Here is a 21815-nt window from a genome sequence, read left to right as displayed (position 1 = left end):
ATTCGGGAGAAATGCCCGGTTGAGGGCATCGTGGGTTGTGACCTGGTGAAAAAGATGAAAAGTGATTGTAGCATTTGTAGTTAGGGGGCGCCTATGTATTTAAAACGCCTGGAAGTGACTGGATTCAAATCATTTGCAGCTCCTTTGGAAGTTGACTTTCATAAAGGGGTTACTTCGATTGTAGGCCCAAACGGAAGTGGAAAAAGCAACGTTTCGGATGGTATTCGATGGGTTCTAGGAGAACAGTCTGCAAAAAAACTACGGGGAGCAAAAATGGAAGATGTCATTTTTGCTGGGAGCGATTCAAGAAAGAAAGTGAACATTGCTGAAGTATCGCTCATTCTTGATAACGAAGACGGTTATATGGCAAGTGAGTATAGTGAAATCAGCTTGACCCGTCGTTTATATCGCACAGGTGAAAGTGAATATTTTATAAATCGAAAAGCATGCAGAAGAAAAGACATCGTTGATCTGCTTATTGACTCCGGTTTAGGAAAAGAAGCGTATTCCATGATCGGGCAAGGGGAAGTTGAGCAGGTTTTGTCATCGAAACCTGAAGATCGAAGAGCGATGTTTGAAGACGCTGCAGGCGTGCTGAAATATAAATCACGGAAACAAGAATCGGAAAAGAAACTACATGAGACGATGGACAATCTCAACCGGGTTCAAGACATATTACACGAGCTGGGGGAACAATTGGCACCGTTAGAGCGGCAAGCTTCCACCGCTAAAGAATATTTACAACATCAGGAGGAATTTGAACGTTTAGATATAGCGATCCTCAGTCATGATATTGGAGAAAAACATGCTGCATGGGAAGAGGGGAACCAGTCGCTTGTTGAAATTGAGCAGGATCTGAAAGGCAAAAAAAAAGAGTTGGACGATGAACAACAAGACCTTGGCCAGGAAAAAGAAGCCTTGGCCCGTTTGGAAACAAGGCTAGAATCCATGCAAGCTCAGTTACTCGAAACAAGTGAAACCCTGCAACAGCAGGAAGGACACCGAAACCTCATGGCTGAGCGAGGAAGCAATGCCCATGAGCGGTTAGACGAATTGGAAAGAAGGATTCGCGACCTCCAGCATACGTGGGAAGAAAAAAGCAGACAGCTGGATCATGAAGCAGAAACCTTGCAGTCTACTTCAGATGCTGAAAAGCGAATTAAAGAGCAACTTCAGGATCTAGAAAAAAATATGAGTAAAACGAAAACGGATGTAGAAGAAGAGCTAGAAACACTGAAGGGGACATACATTGATCTTTTGAATGCTCAGGCAGCGAGTAATAATGAAATGCGTTATACGAAAGAGCAATCGCAAAGGATCAAAGGAAGGTTGGAACGTTTGATTGCTGAGAATGAAGGCAATCAAAACCGGCTGAACGATCAAGTCAAAAAAGAAGAAAAAGCGAAGCAAGAATATGAAGATCTAAAAAGCCAATTGCAATCAGAAAATGAGGCTTACGAAAGATCCAAAACACGTTTTTCTGAAGTGCAAGCCGAAAAACAACAAGTTGAGCAGAAATTGTATAACGGTTATCGTAACTTTGAAGATACACGCGCTCGTTTACAGTTGTTAAATCGGATGGAAAATGAACATGCCGGTTTTTATCAAGGTGTAAAAGCTGTACTGCAAGCTGCTAAAGCAAGTAAATTATCAGGTATTCATGGTGCTGTAGCTTCACTGATTTCAACGGAAAAACAATATGAAAAAGCAGTGGAAACAGCGCTCGGGGCAGCGATGCAGCATGTAATTGTGGAAGCTGAACATGATGGGCGCCAAGCCATTCAATTTTTGAAAATGAACAAGCAGGGACGCGCCACATTTTTACCTCGTACCGTCATGAAACCTCGCTTTTTAAATCCATCTGTCCAAGAACGTTTGCGTGGCGAGGAGGGCTATTGCGGTCCCGCCTCTACGGTTGTTACTGTTGATGAACGTTTTTCTAATGTCATAGCTAATCTGCTTGGTCACGTGATTATTGCTGAGAATCTAAAGTACGGGAATCAATTAGCTAAGATCACTCAATACCGGAACCGGATCGTTACGCTTGATGGCGAAATTATCAATCCTGGAGGATCAATGACAGGTGGCAGTGATAAACGAAAAGGGCTTGAACTATTAAGCCGCCAACGGGAACAAGAGGAACTGGAAAATAAACAAAAGCAACTCGAAAACGAGAATACTTGGCTCGAGCAAGAAGTGGCGGCAGTAAAGCAGAAGGTAGATCAAACCGAACAAGAAGTTAAAGATCACCGGCAAGCTGTGGAGGATGTTCGGGCCCGGTTAACAGATGCCAAACAAACGCTCGTTCAAAGCAATGCCCAGGCGAGTAAAATTGACTCAGAACTCTCCCTATACATGAAAGAGAAGCAAGCGCTTGAAACGGAGCAACAACAGTGGGAGGATCAGTACCACGAACTTGAGCAAAAAGCAGCCAGCGAGGCAGAAGAAATTGATCATGTACAGTCAAAAATAAATACCAAGGAAAAGGAAAAAGAAGAACAAGTTGAATCTGAACAAGCCCTTCAGGAAAAGTTCACCCAGTTGCGGATTCAAAGGGCTACGAAGAAAGAACAACTCGACAGTCAGAAGCAAACCGTTGAGCGTCTACAAAACGAGGTTGCCCAACAGCAAAAAGATTTGGAATCGGCGCGGAAAGAACGAGAAAGTTTACAAGAGCGACTGCAAGAAGTGGCAGGAGGTTCTCACACGCTGGATGAAAAAATTGAACAGTTGCAGAATCGTAAAATAAACCTTGAAAAGCAGGTATCTTCCTTAAAAGATGAACGTGAAAAACAACAAAAAGTGATTGAAACGAAAGAACACCGGCTTTCTATCCTCGAAAAGCGTATGGCCGATACAGAGGAAAAGCGTTATAACGCTCAACTATTACAAAATCGCCTGGATATGGAGTTAGATCAATTGCTTGAGCGCCTGCAATCGGAGTATTCGATTAGTTTTGAAGCTGCAAAAGAGCGATCCTCACTCGAAGGAACCGTGGAAGAAGCGCGTAAGCGCCTTAAGCTGGTGCAAAAAAGTATAGATGAACTCGGAAGTGTAAACCTTGGTGCCATTGATGATTACGAGCGGATATCCGAACGATACCAATTTTTAACAGAACAGCAAGAAGACCTTCATGCAGGCAAAGATACACTCGTAGAAGCGATACAAGAAATGGATGAAGAAATGACCCGTAAGTTTCGGGAAACATTTGCGTTGATCCGCACACATTTTAAAGAAACGTTTACGGCCATGTTTGGCGGGGGAGACGCGGACCTGCTTTTGGATGATCCTGATGATCTATTGGAATCGGGGATTGAGATTTATGCCCGCCCTCCCGGCAAGAAACGACAATCCCTCACGCTTCTTTCAGGCGGGGAAAAGTCGCTCACCGCGATTGCTCTCTTATTCGCGATCCTGAATGTGCGTCCGGTACCGTTTTGCGTTCTTGATGAAGTAGAAGCTTCCCTGGATGAAGCGAATGTGGCACGCTTTGCAAATTATTTACAAACGTTTAGCCATAGCACGCAGTTCATTGTAATTACACATCGGAAAGGGACGATGACGGCAAGCGATATTTTATACGGAGTGACAATGGAGGAATCGGGAGTATCCCGTCTTGTGTCTGTGAAGCTAGAAGAATATGCCCACTATACCCATAATCCAGAAACTGAGGCACTGGAAACCGGTGGGTAGTCTATATGTATACATTAGAGGGGACGATACTGAATGAACTTTTTCAAGAAATTAAAAGATCGGGTAACAGCTCAAACCGATACAGTTACGTCCAAGTTTAAAGATGGCTTAGAAAAAACACGTAGCTCGTTTGCGGAGAAAATGAATGACTTGGCGGCAAGGTATCGAACCGTGGATGAAGATTTTTTCGAGGAATTAGAAGAACTATTGATTTCTGCTGATGTAGGGGTCCATACCGTTATGGAATTGACGGAGGAACTCCGTACAGAAGTGAAGCGTCAAAATGTGAAAGCGCCTAAAGATGTGCTCCCCGTCATTAGTGAAAAATTGGTTGCTAAGCTCGATTATAGCGGTGAAGATTATGAACTGAATATGAACGATGAGGGAATGACGGTCATTCTATTCGTTGGGGTGAATGGCGTTGGGAAAACAACGACGATCGGAAAGTTGGCCCATCAATTTAAATCTGAGAACAAAAATGTCGTGTTGGCAGCTGGTGACACTTTCCGAGCAGGAGCTATTGAACAACTGGCCGTTTGGGGAGAGCGTGTCGGTGTCAATGTCATTAAACAAGCAGAGGGGTCGGATCCGGCCGCGGTAATGTATGATGCTATCCAGTCTGCGCGATCTAAAAAGGCCGATGTACTGCTTTGTGATACAGCTGGACGCTTGCAAAATAAAGTGAATTTAATGAAGGAATTAGAAAAGGTAAAGAGGGTGATCAGCCGGGAAGTGCCGTCAGCACCCCATGAAGTGTTGCTCGTTCTCGATGCGACAACCGGCCAAAATGCAATGACACAGGCAAAGACCTTTAAAGAGCTCACGGATGTTTCCGGTATCGCACTAACAAAACTTGATGGAACGGCAAAAGGCGGGATTGTGCTCGCGATTCGTAATGAGCTTAATATCCCGGTTAAATTTGTTGGATTGGGAGAAGGACTCGATGACCTTCAACCGTTTGACGCTGAGCAGTTTACTTATGGGTTATTCCAAGAACTGGTGGAAGCTGGTGATCATAAAGCTGAGTAAGAGGCTTTAACCGTCGGGCGCCTTGACACCTCTAGAGCTTCCTTGTATGCTTGTCTTGTAAAGGTAATAGACTTAACAGTTAGGGTGGAACCATTGCTAGAGAAAACGATGCGGATGAATGCGCTCTTTGATTTTTATCACCCTCTTTTAACCGATAAACAACGAAACTATTTACAGCTTTACTATTCTGATGACTACTCTCTCGGGGAAATCTCCGAGAGCTTTGCTGTCAGTCGCCAGGCGGTATATGATAACATCCGCCGAAGCGAGTTAATGCTGGAGGAGTATGAAGAAAAGTTGTTGTTGTATCACCGCTATCGCTGGCGTCAGCGGCTGTATAAAGAACTGCGTCAAGAAGCTGGGTCAGAACCACTCCTTTCCATCATTGAGGAATTGGAACAATCCGAAGAATAGGGGGCAGACAAATGGCCTTTGAAGGTTTAGCAGAACGATTGCAAGAGACAATGTCAAAGATCAAAGGCAAGGGAAAGGTTAGTGAAGCGGATGTAAAAACGATGGCCCGGGAAGTCCGCTTAGCGTTATTAGAGGCCGATGTGAACTTTAAGGTCGTTAAACAATTTGTCAACCGTGTAAAAGAACGGGCAGTAGGTCAAGAGGTCATGAAAAGCTTAACCCCTGGCCAGCAAGTCATCAAAGTCGTCAATGAAGAACTGACGGACTTAATGGGTAGAGAAGAAAGTAAGCTTGAACAAGCTGAAAAACCCCCCACTGTTATTATGATGGTTGGCTTGCAAGGCTCTGGGAAAACAACCACCGCTGCGAAGCTTGCCAATTATCTACGTAAGGAAAAAAACCGCAACCCGATGCTTGTCGCTGCCGACGTATATCGGCCGGCGGCCATTGACCAATTGAATACGCTCGGCAAACAGTTGAATATGCCGGTGTATTCCCAGGGTACAGAAGCAAACCCCGTCGATATTGTGCGCGAAGGGGTTGAGCAGGCAAAAGCAGAAAATCATGACTATGTGCTTTTGGATACGGCAGGACGTCTTCATGTAGATGAGACGCTGATGGAAGAATTACAGGGAATGAAAGATGCAGTTCAGCCGGATGAAGTCCTTCTTGTCGTCGACGCGATGACCGGTCAGGATGCGGTGAATGTAGCTGAACATTTTAACGAGCAATTATCGATTTCTGGCGTCGTGCTGACGAAGTTGGACGGTGATACTCGCGGTGGGGCGGCACTCTCGATTCGTGCTGTGACCGAGAAACCGATTAAGTTTGCAGGAATGGGTGAGAAAATTGACCAGCTCGAGACGTTTCACCCTGAACGAATGGCCTCTCGTATTCTCGGAATGGGAGACGTTCTTTCCCTCATTGAGAAAGCACAGACCAATGTTGATGAAGAGCGGGCTAAGGAATTAGAAAAGAAAATGCGTAATGCCGATATTTCCTTTGATGATTTTCTGGAGCAACTAGAGCAAGTCAAAAGTATGGGTCCCCTTGAAGACATTCTTGGCATGATTCCAGGTGCCGGAAAGATGAAAGGCTTAAAAAACATGCAAGTCGATGAAAGTCAGATCGGTCGCGTGGAAGCCATCGTTCGTTCGATGACGAAAGCTGAAAAACAGGATCCGAAATTGATGAATGCAAGCCGCAAGCGGCGAATTGCAAAAGGAAGCGGTACTACTGTGCAAGATGTAAACAAACTGCTCAAGCAATTTGAAGACATGAAAAAAATGATGAAGCAGATGTCTTCGATGAACGGGAAAAAGAAAGGGAAAGGAAAAGGCGGCATGCAGCTGCCATTCATGCGCTAAAGTAAGATTCATGATTATGGTTTAAAGGAAAAACCCTTTACACGTAAAAGCAACTTCTTTATAATAGGCTAATGTGCAAAACAAAACTGTACAAATCCTGAATATAAAACAATATGGAGGAATGGAAAATGGCTACAAAAATTCGCTTAAAAAGAATGGGCTCCAAGAAAAAGCCTTTCTATCGTGTTGTTGTCGCAGAAACGGGTGCACCAAGAGACGGACGTTTCATTGAAGAAATTGGAACGTATAACCCAATTGCTGAACCAACGGAATTTAGTGTAGATGAAGAGCAAGCGGTCAAATGGATGCTTGAAGGCGCGAAGCCATCTGATACGGTACGCAGTCTATTCTCGAACCGGGGAATTATGACTAAAGTCCATGAAGCTAAAAACGGCAAGTAGGGGCAGCGATGCAAAAAGAACTCGTTTTAACCATTGCCCGAGCGCTAGTAGACTATCCTGAGGAGATAAATGTGACTGAGGAAGAAGTCGACGGTGTCACCGTTATTACTTTGTCGGCTCATAAGGATGATGTGGGAAAAGTCATCGGTAAGAATGGAAAGATCGCGAGCGCCATCCGGGCCGTACTAACAGCTGCGAGTAAAGATCGGGGAAAAATCCGGCTCAATATTGCTGATTAATTCATATGCGGGAAGGGAGACTTTCCCTTCCTTTTTTGATACTTCTCCTTTTGTACTCAAAAATGAGGTGAATAAATGAGAATTGAAAAAAAAGTACTTGTCCGCCACGTCCTTACCGAAGATTATCGTGAGAAACTGTTAAACAAAATGGCCTCGGAAAAAGAACGATTGCAAACGGAAACGGAACAATTGCGCTTCCAGTATCAAAAACAGCTGAAAGAGCAATCAGACTCTCGGAATAAAAACCTTGTAGAGAGTAAATATACTGGTGAAATCAACAAGCGTAAACAACGATTGGAAAGCTTAAACTTTAGGGAAAGTAAAGTAAAATCACTGCCGTCGGGGTCACTAGTCACGGCTGAAACCGTCAAAAGATTCGCAGATGTTCAAGTGGGAGACCGTTGGGCTTCTCACCGTTTAGAAGATGAAATTATTATCGAAGATGGCGTTGTTCGCGAAATTCGTTCTAAAGGAGAAGACGAGGATGACAGCCTCCAACACTAATTATTATCATGTTGGAAAAATTGTAAATACACATGGCGTTAATGGAGAAGTTCGTGTAATGGCTACAACAGATTTTCCGGATGAGCGTTTTGCGCTCGGTTCAGAATTAAGAGCCGTGAAAAAAAATGGTGAAACGGAAATGCTTGAAATCCGGGGCCATCGATTGCATAAACAATTTCATTTACTTATTTTTAAAGGGTATGAATCACGAACGGTTGCAGAAAAATTAAAAGAGGCAAGTCTCGAAGTCCATGAATCCATGCGTGAAACATTGCATGAAAACGAATTTTACTACAGTGAAATTATAGGTATGGACGTTTATACCTATGAGGGTGAAGCACTCGGAACCATTCGTGAAATATTAACACCGGGAGCAAATGATGTATGGGTCGTCCGAAGACATGGCCATGCAAAGGATCTATTGCTTCCTTATATATCAGAGGTAGTACAATCAGTAGACGTTGAAAATCAGCTCGTAACGGTTCATTTGTTGGAAGGGTTGTTAGATGAATGAAGATCAATTTTCTAACTCTATTTCCTGACATGTTCAGCGGAGTCATATCTTCCTCGATTTGGAAGCAAGCATCTGATAAAAGTGCTGTCAACTATGAGGTGATTGATTTTCGGAGCTATTCCGACAATAAACACTATAAGGTGGATGATTACCCTTACGGGGGCGGTGCTGGAATGGTTTTACGCGCACAACCGCTGTTTGATGCGATTGAAGATGTAAAAAGAAAAGAGCGGAGCCACTCCCGCGTCATCATGCTTTCTCCTCAAGGCGCTCCCTTTACCCAACAGAAAGCCGAGTCCCTCGCAAAAGAAGAGCATCTGGTTTTCGTATGCGGGCACTATGAAGGCTATGATGAACGGGTGCGTACTGCAGTCACTGATGAAATCTCCATTGGGGATTATGTCCTAACGGGCGGTGAACTTGCATCGATGATCGTTGCGGATAGCGTCATCCGTTTGTTGCCGGATGTACTTGGGAATCATACGTCTGCACACGAGGATTCGTTTACAACAGGCTTGCTGGAGCACCCTCACTATACACGCCCTGCTGTCTTCCGGGGTATGGAAGTGCCCGAGGTTCTGTTATCCGGAAATCATGCTCATATTGAGGAATGGAGAAGAAAGGAATCGTTGCGTCGTACGTGGATTCGGCGTCCCGATTTACTCCAAGAACGTATTTTGAATCAGCAGGAAAAAGAGTGGATTCAGGAATTTGAAGAAAATGAACGTTGCTGAAAAATGCTTGTTATGCTATGATGTACGTTGTGGCAGAAGCCTTTGAATCCGATGTTCCGCTTCGGAAAACCCGTAAGAGCATCCGAGAAGAAAGGAGGAAGATCTCATGAGTCATTTACTAAAGGAAGTAACGAAATCTCAACTGAAAGATGACGTACCTAACTTTCGCCCTGGAGATACAGTAGCGGTTCACGTAAAAGTTGTTGAGGGATCACGTGAACGTATCCAGGTATTTCAAGGCGTTGTCTTAAAACGTCGTGGCAGTTCGGTAAGCGAAACGTTTACGGTTCGCAAAACGACGTCAGGAATTGGTATTGAACGGACATTCCCTGTTCATTCACCTAAAATTGACAAAATCGAAGTTAGACGTCGTGGCCGAGTTCGTCAATCTAGACTTTACTACTTGCGGAAGTTGCAAGGAAAAGCCGCACGTGTCAAGGAACTTCGTTAATGATCATTCTAGTAAAGAGCTTGGGGGCCCTCTATCCTACCAAGCTCTTTTTCTACGATTTGAAAGGTTTAACAAGGAGGTGACATTACAATCATGACGATTCAATGGTACCCGGGTCACATGGCAAAAGCAACGCGTGAACTTGAAGAATATATTAAACGTGTAGATGTTGTTGTTGAACTTGCGGATGCCCGTATCCCCGAGGCTTCCCGTAACCCCGTTTTAAATGAAGTACTTTCGGGTCGACCGAAGGTTATTGCAATGATGAAAAAGGATATGGCTGATGACGTTGTTACAAAAGAATGGCAACAACATTTTTCCCAAAACGGCGAAAGTGTCGTCCTGGTTAATGCCAAGCATAATCAAGGCGTATCCAAACTTGTTCAGGAAGTCAAAAGGCTTGCAAAGCCAAGGATGGAAGCATTGCAAAAAAAAGGGATTCAAAACCGGGCAATACGGGCAATGATTGTGGGAATCCCAAATGTGGGGAAATCAACATTGATCAATCGCCTCGTTGGCAAAAACCAAGCAGATACTGGGGACAAGCCAGGGGTCACTAAGGGCAATCGTTGGCTAAAAGTGGGCAAGCAAATGGAAGTGCTTGACACCCCCGGTATCTTGTGGCCGAAATTTGAAGATCCTGAGGTTGGATATAAACTTGCGATTACTGGAGCAATTAAAGACGAGCGTCTCGTTTTTCAAGACGTGGTTCTCTATTTAATTCAACAGCTGCACAAACGCTACCCAGAAGCGTTGGAAGCACGCTATAAGTTGTCACAACTTCCAGAAGAAGGTGTAGAGATTTTCGAAGCGATTGGTCGTAAACGCGGCTGTCTAATCGCAGGTGGCGATGTGGATTTTGATAAGGCGGCTGAAATCGTTCTACGTGATTTTCGTTCTCAAAAACTGGGTTCCTGTTCATTGGAAGCACCTATGGATAGTTATTAAACATGAGAAACTTCCCGAGATAAATAAAGAGGTGTGAAGATGGTCAAAAAAACCCCCATTGTAAAAATTAAAGAAAAACTATTTACTGAAACTACACCCTCGGATACATGGCTTCAAGAATTGCGCGCAGATACACGGAAAGGTGTTCAAGATTTAATGGATCGTTATGACCGGATGCGTGAACTTGAAGCCCAAGAGCTGCAACAATTTAGGGATATGCGATTCTTTGAGCAGAAGTTTAGCTTTCCGGGCGCGCAAATGGCAGGGGTTGATGAAGTGGGACGGGGGCCGCTTGCAGGTCCAGTGGTAGCAGCTGCTGTGGTTTTACCTGCTTCGCTTGAGTTGGCAGGGCTTACAGATTCTAAAAAGTTGAATGCCAAAAAACTGGAGTATTTCTATAATGAGATCATGGCCAACGGGGATGTTGGCATCGGCACGTCGTCGTCACAGGAAATTGACAATATGAATATTTATTATGCCTCACGCCTCGCGATGACTCGTGCCGTAGAAGACCTTTCAACACGGGTGGATCATCTCCTGGTTGACGCTATGGATCTCCCGCTAGACATTCGCCAAACATCCTTAATTAAAGGTGATGCGAAAAGCGCGTGCATTGCTGCTGCCTCTGTTGTTGCGAAAGTAACAAGAGATACATATATGAAAACGCTACACGAACAGTATCCGGCCTACAGATTTGATCAAAATGTTGGCTATGGGACGAAGGAGCATTTACAAATTTTAGATAAGCACGGACCCTGTCCAGAGCATCGTCGTTCTTTTCAGCCTGTATCGAAAAGACATGCGTAATGAAAAGGCACTGCGTACTCGTTTTGCAAGACTGAAATCTTTGGATGACAACCGAGCAGAATTTGGTGGGCCGCAAACACTAATATTAGCATGATCCTAGCACGTGAATCGATACGCCCATCAAGAATCGAATGAAAGAAAAATTCTAAAACCGGACACACTAAAATGATCCTAAATTTAAGGAGGTGTACGTGTGTCCAAACCAAAAAATTTATTAGACATTGAGGCTAGCCAAGAAGTTGTCGATACCTATAAAGAAGAAATGGCCAACGAATTTGGGGTCTTTCACGCGATTCAGCAAACCGATGCAATGGCTAAGGATATGACAAAAAAGGTAAGGAAACAAAAAGATCAAGATGACAGTAAAGATGAGAGTTGTTAACATGATGGGCAGGTGTATATGCACCTGCTTTGATGTTTACCTGGTACTATTACTAGGAAATCGTACATAAGGGAGGAGATACCTATGGATCAACATATTGTTTTTTACGATGCGGAATGCCCTTTATGCCGCAGTGTTAAAGCTGTCTTGCAAAAACTGGACTGGCAAAACGATGTTGCCTGGTTCCCTGTCCAAAGGGTAAGTAGAAATACACTGGAGAAGGCAAATGCTTATAAAAATATGTACGATGAAATATATATGTTGACGAAAGACAAAAAAGTTTTGACAGGTTACAATACGGTCCGTAAGCTTCTTTCTATTTTCCCTGTTACCCTTCCCTTTGCTTTGTTTCTTTATCTTCCGGGCGCTATTGTTCTTGGAAGGCCCATTTATCGTTTTGTTTCCATACGACGATATCGATGGTTTGGGCGGGTGTCTTATAAAGGAAACTGAACGGTATTTCTGTAAATAGAAAAAGAAAATCGAAGCAATCACGTGAAATGGGGCAATACGAACGTTATATAAGAGCTTATTTCGATTAAATCGAAATTTTAAGCAAACAAAGCAATAGTCATTTATTTCGAAACACGATATATTATAAGCTGCTATGTAATTGAGGAATGGAGGGAAACTTTACATGGAAGTATTCAAACAATTAAGCCGATTCTATTGGCCTTATCGGCGTTATTTTTTTGGCTCCATTTTGTCTTTATTGTTTGTAACAGGACTGACCGTTGTTTACCCAATATTTTTGCAACTTGCCATTGACGAAGGAATCGTTAACCAAAATTTCTCCATTATCCCTTTGCTTTCCATTGGCTTCATTTTTATTATGCTTTTTAAGGGGATTGCAGCCTATTTTAACCAATACTTAGGGGATCTATTCGGCATTCAAACGGTATATTCACTTCGGCAGGTGCTTTATGACAAACTGCAATTTATTCCATTTAGATTTTATGATAATGCGCGGACAGGTGACTTGATGTCGCGTTTGACTGCGGATGTGGAGGGATTTCGTCATTTTCTTTCTTTTGGTTTCGCCCAGTTATTTAACTTTGTTATGATTGTTGCTTTTAGTTTGTCGGTCATGTTTTATTATTCACCGCAGCTCGCGCTTATTACCATGTTGATGATGCCAATTCTAGCTTTCACTGTCCATCGGTTTGATAAATTTGTTCATCCGGCTTTTTATGATATTCGCCTTTCAATGGCGAGTTTGAATACTCGTGTTCAGGAAAATGTAAGCGGAATAAACACAGTAAAATCTTTATCGAGGGAAAATTTCGAAATGGGCCGCTTTGAGGAAAAAAATATGGACTACCGTGATAAATATTTATATACGTCTGGCATTTGGGCTCGTTATTTTCCCGTGATGGAGTTCATCGGTAATATGGCAGTCGTTTTATTACTTGCGTATGGTGGATATCTTGCGATCTACGGGACGTTAATGCCCGGAGAACTTGTGGCTTTCTTCAGTCTGGTCTGGTATATCATGGGCCCGCTTACGAATTTAGGGTTTATCATTAATACGTTTAGTCAGTCAAAAGCATCTGGCGAACGTTTACTTGAAATATTAAATGAGGAAGAAGATATTTATGACCGTAAAAATTCCATTACTGCCCAGGATATGAGCGGTGAGGTAACTTTTAAAAAGGTAAACTTTCTCTATCCCGGTGAGAATAAAATGGCACTTAAAGACATTAACTTTCAAGCTCGCGCTGGTGAAGTGATCGGTCTTATGGGGGCGACAGGAGCAGGGAAGTCGAGCATCACGCATTTGATCGCCCGTTTTTATGAGCCGACAGAAGGCGAGGTGCTCATTGACGGCGTTGATAACCGAAATTATAGGTTCCGTTCCCTGCGGGAAAAAATCGGTTTTGTACTGCAGGAGCCTTTCTTATTCAGTTCAACCATACGTGACAATATCGCTTACGGACAACCGGATGTGACGATGGAACATATTATGGATGCTGCAAAACGTGCCCAGGCCCATGAATTCATTGAAGCCTTACCTCATGGTTATAATACAGTGCTTGGTGAACGCGGAATGGGATTATCTGGAGGACAAAAGCAACGAATTTCGATCGCACGTGCACTTTTAATTAACCCAAGCATTCTCGTGCTTGATGATGCCACTAGTGCAGTAGATATGCAAACGGAATTCAAAATTCAAGCAGCTTTCCGTGAACTTATGCGCGGGAGGACAACGTTCATTATTGCCCACCGAATTTCAAGCGTTCAGCATGCGGATACCATCCTCGTGTTAGAGAATGGACAAATTGCTGAAAGGGGCACACACGAGCAATTATTAACGAACGATGGATTGTATCGCCGTATTTATGATATTCAGTATCAAGATTTAGAAGCGATAAACGCATAATTGACCAGGTGAGAGGAGAATCAATTCATGGGGCAAGAGTTTAGTGAGCGTATCTTGAAGCGGTTTCATTACAGTAAAGATACGGCCATTGAGAAACCATTCAATTGGGGAAAATTAATTCGGTTGTTTGCTTATATGAAAACAAGCAAAAGCTTAATTCCCAAGGCGATTGTCGCAATGATGATTACAACGGGAGTACGACTCGTTGTGCCGCTCATCATTGGACAATGGGCTTTAGATGTAGCGCTTGCCAATCAAGATTATGGCTTAATGTTTCAACTGTCCGTCTTTGCATTGCTTTTGTATATTTTTTCTTTAGTTGCGAATCATTTTCGAATTAAATGGACGAATGAAATTGGTCAAAATGCGATTTTCGCGCTTAGGAAACGATTGTTTAATCATATTCAAACCCTTTCAAATCGATTCTTTGATACGAGGTCAGCTGGCTCCATCCTAGTAAGGGTTGTTAATGATATCAATTCATTACAAGAGTTGTTTACAAATGGGATTATTAACCTCTTAATGGACGTGGTCATGCTCGTTAGTATTATCATCATTCTTTTTGTGTTAAGTCCACCGCTTGCACTTGCAGTCCTTATTGTTTTACCCCTTATGTTTTTCATTTCTACAAAATTGAGGAGACGTATTCGGCGTGCCTGGCAGGTTGTGCGCATTCGACAGTCAAAACTCAATTCACACTTGAATGAAAGTATTCAGGGCATCCGGGTGACCCAGTCTTTTAGCCAAGAAGAAGCGAACAAAGGTTATTTTAATGGAATCAATCAGGAAAACTTTAATGCCTGGAATGATGCATCCCGGAAAAGTGCTTTTTTCCGGCCGTTTGTTGAAATGTCCAATGCTATAGGTTCAGCCGTTTTAATTTGGTATGGTGCATACCTAATTTCTCAAGGGACGATCGGATTTGGGGTACTAGTCTCCTTCGCATTCTACCTTGGAATGTTTTGGGAGCCAATCTCCAGGCTTGGGCAAGTATATAATCAATTGCTTGTGGCTATGGCTTCTTCAGAACGGATTTTCGAGTTTTTAGACGAAGAACCAAATGTTGTCGATAAAAAGGACGGAGCCCACGCTAAAAATTTGAATGGCGAAATTGAGTTTGACGAGGTGTCTTTTAGCTATGACACCTCCCGGAAAGCGTTGAACGAAGTCTCCTTAAGAATGGAACCAGGGCAAACGACTGCCCTCGTTGGTCACACTGGTTCTGGGAAATCAACGGTTGCCAATCTTATCGCGCGTTATTATGATCCTACTGGAGGAATTGTGCGTATCGATGGGAAAGACATTCGGGATTATCGGCTGAACGAATTACGGGAACAAGTGAGTACGGTCCTACAAGATACCTTTATCTTTTCGGGAACCATTATGGAAAACATTCGCTTCGGCAGACCTGATGCAAGTGATAAGGAAGTAATAAGAGCTGCTGAGGCTATTGGTGCTGATGATTTCATTCTAAATCTACAAAATGGGTTTGAAACAGAAGTGGAGGAACGGGGGAACATTCTATCCGTCGGAGAACGGCAGCTACTCTCTTTTGCCCGTGCATTGCTCGCTGATCCGAAAATTATTATCCTGGACGAGGCGACAGCGAGTATTGATACAGAAACGGAACTGAAAATCCAGAAGGCGCTCGCAACGCTCCTCAAGGATCGAACATCAGTCATGATTGCCCACCGTTTATCCACGATTCGTGAAGCTGATCATATTATCGTCCTTGAACAAGGAAATATTATAGAACAAGGAAACCATAACGAGCTGATGATAGAACGAGGCAAATATTACGAATTAGTGATCAGCCAGTTCCAAGCTCTGGATGTGACGTAATGGTGGTTAGCTATGGAAGTACCTTGCCATAGCTAACCACCATTTGTTTACATAAAAAATTTATTATTAATTAAGTAAAACGGGATAGCAAATAGATCCGATTTATCGCGAAAGTTCAGTCAACGTGTTTCCTGTCCATTACAGCTTTCGTAGGTTATGTTATTCAAAAAAGGTGTGGACCTTTCGCGAATCTTGTACTTTATTCTTTTCTGGAAGACTGGTATCATAAAAAATGTGTGTAAAGATCATATGGCATGCGGATGTTTCCGTATGTTAAGGAACTGAATGTACTCATAGGGAGGATGGAAAGATCATGAATATTCATGAGTACCAGAGTAAAGATTTACTCAGACAGTATGGCGTAGCTGTACCGAATGGGCACGTAGCTTTTTCTGTTAATGAAGCCGTTGAAAAAGCTCGTTCACTCAGCACAGATGTGGGCGTCGTTAAGGCGCAAATACATGCTGGCGGCCGCGGAAAAGCCGGCGGTGTAAAAGTCGCTAAAAACGAAGATGAGGTGCGTACATATGCCGATGAGATTCTCGGCAAAACCCTCGTCACGCACCAGACCGGACCAGAAGGTAAAGAGGTTAAACGATTGTTAATTGAGGAAGGATGCAACATTGACAAGGAGTTTTATATTGGTTTAGTCCTTGATCGTAGTACTTCTCGCATCGTTTTGATGGGTTCTGAAGAAGGTGGAACTGAGATCGAAGAGGTAGCCGAAGAAACTCCCGAAAAAATCTTCAAAGAGTTTATTGACCCTGCCATTGGTCTACAAGGTTTCCAGGCGCGCCGCCTCGCGTTCAACATGAACATTCCGAAGGATTCTCTCGGTAAAGCGGTTGCGTTTATGAGCGGGCTTTACAAAGTATTTGTGGAGAAAGATTGCTCTGTTGCAGAAATTAATCCCCTCGTAACAACAAAAGAAGGCGACGTTCTCGCTCTTGATGCTAAACTTAATTTTGATTCTAACGCCCTATTTCGTCAAAAAGACATTCAAGAATTACGTGACCTTGATGAAGAAGATCCTAAAGAAATCGAAGCATCCGAGTACGACCTAAGTTACATTGCTTTAGATGGAAATATCGGTTGTATGGTCAACGGCGCTGGCCTGGCGATGTCAACGATGGATATTATTAAGCATAATGGCGGCGAACCGGCCAATTTCCTCGACGTAGGAGGCGGTGCAACCGCAGAAAAAGTAACGGCCGCATTCAAAATTATCCTCGAAGATGAAAATGTGAAAGGCATTTATGTAAATATATTCGGGGGAATTATGAAATGCGACGTCATCGCTGAAGGTGTTGTAACCGCTACGAAAGAAATCGGCTTGACGATGCCGCTTGTCGTCCGTTTAGAGGGTACGAATGTGGCTGAAGGCAAGAAGATTCTTGAAGAGTCAGGCTTAAATATTACCGCTGCAGATTCAATGGCAGATGGCGCGGAAAAAATTGTAGATTTAGTAAAATAGAAAGGCGGGCACTCTACTATGAGTATCTTAATTAATAAAGATACGAAAGTGATTGTACAAGGGATTACCGGTGCAACCGGTCTTTTTCATACAAAACAGGCCATCGAATATGGTACTCAAATCGTTGCAGGCGTTACACCGAAAAAAGGTGGAACTGAAATCGAAGGTGTCCCTATTTTTAACACGGTCTCAGGAGCTGTAGCTTCCACAGGAGCCACTGCTTCAGTTATCTATGTTCCACCAGGACTTGCTGCCGATGCGATTTTTGAGGCCGTAGATGCAGAGCTTGATGTTGTCATCTGCATCACTGAAGGGATCCCTGTAATGGATATGCTGAAAGTGAAACGGTATATGGAAGGCAAAAAAACTCGCCTCGTTGGGCCGAACTGCCCGGGTGTCATTACACCGGACGAATGTAAAATTGGAATTATGCCTGGATACATTCATCAAAAAGGGCATGTTGGCGTGGTTTCCCGTTCTGGAACGCTTACGTACGAAGCCGTTGATCAATTGTCGAACGCAGGTGTTGGGCAATCAACGGCAGTAGGAATTGGCGGTGACCCTGTTAACGGAACAGATTTCATCGACTCATTAAAGATGTTTAATGAAGATGAAGATACAAAAGCGGTCGTTATGATTGGTGAAATCGGTGGAACCGCTGAAGAAGAAGCTGCTGAATGGGTGAAAGCCAATATGAATAAACCTGTTGTTGGCTTTATTGGTGGCGCCACTGCCCCTCCAGGAAAGCGTATGGGTCATGCTGGTGCCATTATCTCCGGCGGTAAAGGAACAGCAGAGGAGAAGAAAAAAACAATGGAATCATGTGGCATCTCTGTTGCTGAGACACCGGCGGTAATTGGGGAAACATTAATTGAGACATTAAAAGAAAATAACCTTTATGAAGCATGTTTGACGCATGACCCTAAATAACTGTTATCCACGACGAACGATCCGCTGAGCGTTGATCGTTCGTCGTATGATTGATCGTATAGAATACAGAAAATTTTTATTAAAGGCAGTTTTACACAAACTTAAGGTAATTACGTACAACAGTATAGAAAGGAAGTAAGCATGGTTACGTACAGACAACGTTTAATCCACGCTCAATTCGCCCCTGGCATGACTTGGAGGGCTCTTCATCGCCTTCATACTGATCAACCTCGTCTCTATTCAACTCTCACTTATTCTCCAGAAAAATTAGTACAAGTCACTGGGTGTCATCCCAAAACTGCAAACCGTTGGTCTTCTTATTGGAAGACGTCATCTATTGTAGAAGAAGAACAAAAAATGGAATTAGAAGGGGTTACCCCTTTAACGATCGATGACCCTTCGTACCCTAGGCGCTTAAAACAAATGCTAGATCCACCATGGATCATTTATTGTAAAGGGAACATTGCTTTATGCAATCAAGACACATTAGCGGTTGTCGGAACGCGTGAACCGAGCAGATATGGTATACGAGCAGTTGAAGAACTTCTATCCCCTGTCGTTCAATCAGGTCGAGTCATCGTGAGTGGTTTAGCAAAAGGAATTGATACGATCGCTCATAAGCGCGCTATTATTGCTAAAGGTAAAACTATCGCCGTTATTGCCGGTGGATTTCATCATATTTATCCACGTGAAAATCAATCTCTCGCCTCACACATTGCTAAAGATCATCTCCTTCTATCCGAATATCCTCCTTATACTCGTCCCCAAAAATGGCATTTTCCGGAACGTAATCGAATCATTAGTGCCCTTGGTGAGCGTTTGTTCGTCGTTGAAGCTGGTGAACGTTCTGGAACGCTCATCACTGTAGATCAGGCATTAGAACAGGGACGGGATGTTTGTGCACTCCCGGGACCTATTTATAGCAAAACATCCGTAGGGACCAATCGTTTAATCGAACAAGGCGCTTCAATGGTCCTGCGCCCTTCAGATCTATAACTTCCCAAAATTCTTAACAATCCCGAAAAAATCCCACACAATAGAAAAACTTTTTTTCTTCGAATGAGAAGTGGCTAAAGGAGCTACTCGTCTTACACTCCGCTGCACGAAGGATCCCCCTTTCTAGACTCGAGTCCCTACAGTGTCTGAGGAAGCGAAATCCAACTTGGCCTTTTTGTACACAATTGACAAGGTCATGGATATCCCTGCCCTGTCATATACTTTCCCTTGAAAAAGCATGGTCGTTTGACAAACTGCAAAATGTTGTTTAATAATAGGGAAGGTTTTAAATTACATTACGTACGAGTTCAAAAGGAACCGAAGCTTTCTTTCGGACTTTTGAAACAACCTTAACAAGGGGGAGGAAACTCTAGAGATGGCAGATTACCTTGTAATCGTTGAATCTCCCGCTAAAGCGAAAACCATAGGAAAATATTTAGGAAAAAAGTATATGGTGAAAGCATCTATGGGACATGTCCGTGATTTGCCAAAATCACAAATGGGTGTGAACGTTGATCAGGATTATGATCCAAAATATATAACCATTCGCGGAAAAGGTCCAGTTTTAAAAGAATTAAAACAAGCAGCCAAGAAAGTAAAGAAAGTCTATCTTGCTGCTGACCCTGACCGAGAAGGTGAAGCCATTGCCTGGCATTTAGCATTTAGCTTGGACATTGATGCAGACTCTCCATGTCGTGTCGTATTTAATGAGATTACGAAGCCCGCGATCAAAGAAGCATTCAAACATCCACGTGCGATCAACACAGACTTGGTTGATGCCCAACAGGCACGTCGGATTCTCGACCGCCTTGTAGGCTACAACATTAGTCCTTTGCTTTGGAAAAAAGTTAAAAAGGGACTTAGTGCTGGTCGTGTCCAATCTATTGCTGTAAAAATGATTAACGATCGGGAGAAAGAAATTCAGCAATTTGAACCAGAAGAGTATTGGAATATTAAAGCAGAATTTTCGTACGGAAAAGAATCGTTTGAAGCCCAGTATTACGGAAAAGGAAATAAAAAACATTCGCTGAAAACGAAAGAAGACGTGGATGAGGTTCTCGGGAATATTAAAAGTGATGATTTTAATATTCAATCGGTCAGCAAAAAAGAACGCCGCCGTAACCCAGTACAACCGTTCACTACATCTTCTATTCAGCAGGAAGCGGCACGTAAGCTTAATTTCCGTGCCAAAAAAACGATGATGGTTGCCCAGCAATTATACGAAGGTGTTGACCTTGGCAAAGAAGGCACTGTAGGTTTAATTACGTATATGCGTACAGATTCCACGAGAATTTCAGATACTGCGAAAGCGGAAGCCAGAACTTACATCGAAGAAACATATGGCAAAGATTACGTCGGAAAAGACAAGAAGCCGAACAGTCAAAATGAGAGTGCACAAGACGCTCATGAGGCGATCCGTCCTACTGTCATTCCCCGCTCGCCTAAGTCGATTAAAGAAAATTTATCACGTGATCAATTACGCTTATACCGTCTGATTTGGGAACGGATGTTGGCGAGCCGCATGGCTCCCGCCGTCATGGATACGATGTCGGTTGACCTTGAAAATGGGGGAATGATTTTTAGAGCTACCGGATCTAAGGTGAAGTTTCAAGGTTTTATGAAAGTGTATGTCGAGGGTAATGATGACAACAAAAAAGAAGACCAAAAGCTTCTTCCGGCACTAGTCGAAGGAGAAACGGCTAAAAAAGAAAAGTTGGAACCAACACAACACTTTACACAGCCCCCTCCAAGGTACACCGAAGCGCGTCTTGTGCGAACCATGGAAGAACTCGGTATAGGCCGTCCTTCTACTTACGCCCCCACGCTCGATACCATCCAGCGCAGGGGTTATGTAGCACTTCAAGATCGGCGTTTCGTACCGACAGAACTCGGGGAGATTGTGTTAAACTTAATTGTTGAATTCTTTCCGGAAATTTTGAACGTGAAGTTCACAGCTCAGATGGAAACGGAACTTGATGATGTGGAGGAAGGCAAAGAAAATTGGATTGCGATCATCGATAACTTCTATCAAGATTTTGAAAAACGCCTCCATGTTGCGGAGCAGGAAATGGAAGAAGTCGAAATTAGAGACGAACCCGCTGGTGAGGATTGCGAGAAATGTGGTAATCCAATGGTGTACAAGATGGGAAGGTACGGAAAATTCATGGCTTGTTCCAATTTTCCGGAGTGCCGTAATACCAAAGCAATCGTAAAGCCGATTGGGGTGAAATGCCCACGCTGTCATGAAGGGAATATTGTGGAAAGAAAAAGTAAAAAACAGCGTACGTTTTACGGTTGCGATGGCTACCCGGAATGTGAATTTGTCTCTTGGGATAAACCAATTGCACGTCCTTGCCCTAAATGTCAGAGTCTTCTCGTAGAGAAAAAGACCAAGAAGGAAGTACGGGTGCAGTGTTCCACTTGTGATTATCGTGAAGATCCTAATTAAAGCCTTTCAAAGAATAGGAAACCTCATAAAGGGGTTTCCTTATCCTTTGTTACTTAATGGCTGAGATTTTGACCCCTCTTCACAATATCGTTGAAATTCGGTCACACCAATGAAGGCGTAAGAGTTGCAACCAAATCCATGGATTTGTACAATCTTCAAGGGGTTGTCGTTTGGGTCAGAGAATCCACTGAAAGAAAGCTAAGGGAAAGATGACTTGAAATCGATTCAGAATTTTATGAACAAAGGTTGCTTCAGGGTCTG

The 21815-nt window shown here is 43.3% G+C and carries 20 protein-coding genes; all 20 read left to right on the top strand.

Annotation, left to right across the window (positions count from 1 at the left end; translation table 11 throughout):
- Positions 1-93: 93 nt before the first annotated feature.
- The 20 genes from smc (at position 94) to topA (ending at position 21554) form a co-directional block, all read left to right on the top strand.
- The gene (gene smc / locus HNR44_RS06320) at positions 94-3693 is read left to right on the top strand and encodes a chromosome segregation protein SMC (RefSeq protein WP_184403223.1); all 3600 of its coding nucleotides are present in this window, start codon (positions 94-96) and stop codon (positions 3691-3693) included.
- A 33-nt stretch (positions 3694-3726) separates the two neighbouring features.
- Positions 3727-4722 (top strand): signal recognition particle-docking protein FtsY, encoded by a 996-nt coding sequence (gene ftsY, locus HNR44_RS06315; RefSeq protein WP_184403222.1) that lies wholly within the window; start codon positions 3727-3729, stop codon positions 4720-4722.
- Positions 4723-4830: 108 nt separating this feature from the next.
- A complete protein-coding gene (locus HNR44_RS06310) occupies positions 4831-5136 on the top strand; it encodes a putative DNA-binding protein (protein WP_184403589.1) in 306 nt (101 codons plus the stop codon).
- 11 nt (positions 5137-5147) lie between these two features.
- Positions 5148-6503, top strand: a complete 1356-nt coding sequence (ffh, locus tag HNR44_RS06305) for a signal recognition particle protein (protein WP_184403221.1) — start codon at positions 5148-5150, stop codon at positions 6501-6503.
- Between the two features lie 128 nt (positions 6504-6631).
- On the top strand, positions 6632-6904 hold the full coding sequence (rpsP, locus tag HNR44_RS06300) for a 30S ribosomal protein S16 (RefSeq protein ID WP_184403220.1): 273 nt from the start codon (positions 6632-6634) through the stop codon (positions 6902-6904).
- 8 nt (positions 6905-6912) lie between these two features.
- The gene (locus tag HNR44_RS06295) at positions 6913-7143 is read left to right on the top strand and encodes a KH domain-containing protein (RefSeq protein ID WP_184403219.1); all 231 of its coding nucleotides are present in this window, start codon (positions 6913-6915) and stop codon (positions 7141-7143) included.
- A 75-nt stretch (positions 7144-7218) separates the two neighbouring features.
- Positions 7219-7647, top strand: coding sequence for a YlqD family protein (locus HNR44_RS06290; RefSeq protein WP_184403218.1), 429 nt, complete (start codon positions 7219-7221; stop codon positions 7645-7647).
- Positions 7628-8161: a ribosome maturation factor RimM gene (gene rimM, locus HNR44_RS06285; RefSeq protein WP_184403217.1), complete on the top strand. Its 534-nt coding sequence runs from the start codon at positions 7628-7630 to the stop codon at positions 8159-8161. Before HNR44_RS06290 ends, rimM begins: the two co-directional genes overlap by 20 nt.
- On the top strand, positions 8158-8895 hold the full coding sequence (gene trmD, locus HNR44_RS06280; RefSeq protein WP_184403216.1) for a tRNA (guanosine(37)-N1)-methyltransferase TrmD: 738 nt from the start codon (positions 8158-8160) through the stop codon (positions 8893-8895). Before rimM ends, trmD begins: the two co-directional genes overlap by 4 nt.
- Before the next feature lie 106 nt (positions 8896-9001).
- Positions 9002-9346 carry a 50S ribosomal protein L19 gene (gene rplS / locus HNR44_RS06275; RefSeq protein WP_184403215.1) on the top strand — a complete coding sequence of 115 codons (345 nt, stop codon included), beginning with the start codon at positions 9002-9004 and terminating at the stop codon, positions 9344-9346.
- A 93-nt stretch (positions 9347-9439) separates the two neighbouring features.
- Complete coding sequence (gene ylqF, locus HNR44_RS06270; RefSeq protein WP_184403214.1) at positions 9440-10294, top strand: ribosome biogenesis GTPase YlqF; 855 nt, start codon at positions 9440-9442, stop codon at positions 10292-10294.
- A 39-nt stretch (positions 10295-10333) separates the two neighbouring features.
- The gene (locus HNR44_RS06265) at positions 10334-11101 is read left to right on the top strand and encodes a ribonuclease HII (protein ID WP_184403213.1); all 768 of its coding nucleotides are present in this window, start codon (positions 10334-10336) and stop codon (positions 11099-11101) included.
- Positions 11102-11294: 193 nt separating this feature from the next.
- Entirely contained in the window at positions 11295-11483 is a 189-nt protein-coding gene (locus HNR44_RS06260) for a hypothetical protein (RefSeq protein WP_184403212.1), read from the top strand.
- 84 nt (positions 11484-11567) lie between these two features.
- Entirely contained in the window at positions 11568-11936 is a 369-nt protein-coding gene (locus HNR44_RS06255) for a thiol-disulfide oxidoreductase DCC family protein (RefSeq protein ID WP_184403211.1), read from the top strand.
- Positions 11937-12120: 184 nt separating this feature from the next.
- A complete protein-coding gene (locus HNR44_RS06250) occupies positions 12121-13863 on the top strand; it encodes an ABC transporter ATP-binding protein (protein WP_184403210.1) in 1743 nt (580 codons plus the stop codon).
- A 27-nt stretch (positions 13864-13890) separates the two neighbouring features.
- Positions 13891-15705: an ABC transporter ATP-binding protein gene (locus HNR44_RS06245; RefSeq protein ID WP_184403209.1), complete on the top strand. Its 1815-nt coding sequence runs from the start codon at positions 13891-13893 to the stop codon at positions 15703-15705.
- Between the two features lie 313 nt (positions 15706-16018).
- A complete protein-coding gene (gene sucC / locus HNR44_RS06240) occupies positions 16019-17179 on the top strand; it encodes an ADP-forming succinate--CoA ligase subunit beta (protein ID WP_184403208.1) in 1161 nt (386 codons plus the stop codon).
- Between the two features lie 18 nt (positions 17180-17197).
- Positions 17198-18109: a succinate--CoA ligase subunit alpha gene (gene sucD, locus HNR44_RS06235; protein ID WP_184403207.1), complete on the top strand. Its 912-nt coding sequence runs from the start codon at positions 17198-17200 to the stop codon at positions 18107-18109.
- A gap of 141 nt (positions 18110-18250) precedes the next feature.
- The gene (gene dprA / locus HNR44_RS06230) at positions 18251-19105 is read left to right on the top strand and encodes a DNA-processing protein DprA (RefSeq protein WP_184403206.1); all 855 of its coding nucleotides are present in this window, start codon (positions 18251-18253) and stop codon (positions 19103-19105) included.
- Positions 19106-19481: 376 nt separating this feature from the next.
- Entirely contained in the window at positions 19482-21554 is a 2073-nt protein-coding gene (topA, locus tag HNR44_RS06225) for a type I DNA topoisomerase (protein WP_184403205.1), read from the top strand.
- Positions 21555-21815: the final 261 nt, after the last annotated feature.

Source organism: Geomicrobium halophilum, assembly GCF_014207655.1.
GTDB lineage: Bacteria > Bacillota > Bacilli > Bacillales > Marinococcaceae > Geomicrobium > Geomicrobium halophilum.
Note: the sequence above shows the minus strand (reverse complement) of the source record. Positions and strands in the feature narration are given on the sequence as shown.

What these genes read in the sequence shown, in the direction of transcription:
- HNR44_RS06295 (WP_184403219.1), top strand. Translation starts at nt 6,913, where the DNA reads ATGCAAAAAGAACTCGTTTTAACCATTGCCCGAGCGCTAGTAGACTAT.
- rimM (WP_184403217.1), top strand. Translation starts at nt 7,628, where the DNA reads ATGACAGCCTCCAACACTAATTATTATCATGTTGGAAAAATTGTAAAT.
- ffh (WP_184403221.1), top strand. Translation starts at nt 5,148, where the DNA reads ATGGCCTTTGAAGGTTTAGCAGAACGATTGCAAGAGACAATGTCAAAG.
- sucC (WP_184403208.1), top strand. Translation starts at nt 16,019, where the DNA reads ATGAATATTCATGAGTACCAGAGTAAAGATTTACTCAGACAGTATGGC.
- ftsY (WP_184403222.1), top strand. Translation starts at nt 3,727, where the DNA reads ATGAACTTTTTCAAGAAATTAAAAGATCGGGTAACAGCTCAAACCGAT.
- HNR44_RS06290 (WP_184403218.1), top strand. Translation starts at nt 7,219, where the DNA reads ATGAGAATTGAAAAAAAAGTACTTGTCCGCCACGTCCTTACCGAAGAT.
- rplS (WP_184403215.1), top strand. Translation starts at nt 9,002, where the DNA reads ATGAGTCATTTACTAAAGGAAGTAACGAAATCTCAACTGAAAGATGAC.
- HNR44_RS06265 (WP_184403213.1), top strand. Translation starts at nt 10,334, where the DNA reads ATGGTCAAAAAAACCCCCATTGTAAAAATTAAAGAAAAACTATTTACT.
- HNR44_RS06250 (WP_184403210.1), top strand. Translation starts at nt 12,121, where the DNA reads ATGGAAGTATTCAAACAATTAAGCCGATTCTATTGGCCTTATCGGCGT.
- rpsP (WP_184403220.1), top strand. Translation starts at nt 6,632, where the DNA reads ATGGCTACAAAAATTCGCTTAAAAAGAATGGGCTCCAAGAAAAAGCCT.
- ylqF (WP_184403214.1), top strand. Translation starts at nt 9,440, where the DNA reads ATGACGATTCAATGGTACCCGGGTCACATGGCAAAAGCAACGCGTGAA.
- topA (WP_184403205.1), top strand. Translation starts at nt 19,482, where the DNA reads ATGGCAGATTACCTTGTAATCGTTGAATCTCCCGCTAAAGCGAAAACC.
- HNR44_RS06245 (WP_184403209.1), top strand. Translation starts at nt 13,891, where the DNA reads ATGGGGCAAGAGTTTAGTGAGCGTATCTTGAAGCGGTTTCATTACAGT.
- sucD (WP_184403207.1), top strand. Translation starts at nt 17,198, where the DNA reads ATGAGTATCTTAATTAATAAAGATACGAAAGTGATTGTACAAGGGATT.
- HNR44_RS06310 (WP_184403589.1), top strand. Translation starts at nt 4,831, where the DNA reads ATGCGGATGAATGCGCTCTTTGATTTTTATCACCCTCTTTTAACCGAT.
- HNR44_RS06255 (WP_184403211.1), top strand. Translation starts at nt 11,568, where the DNA reads ATGGATCAACATATTGTTTTTTACGATGCGGAATGCCCTTTATGCCGC.
- smc (WP_184403223.1), top strand. Translation starts at nt 94, where the DNA reads ATGTATTTAAAACGCCTGGAAGTGACTGGATTCAAATCATTTGCAGCT.
- dprA (WP_184403206.1), top strand. Translation starts at nt 18,251, where the DNA reads ATGGTTACGTACAGACAACGTTTAATCCACGCTCAATTCGCCCCTGGC.
- trmD (WP_184403216.1), top strand. Translation starts at nt 8,158, where the DNA reads ATGAAGATCAATTTTCTAACTCTATTTCCTGACATGTTCAGCGGAGTC.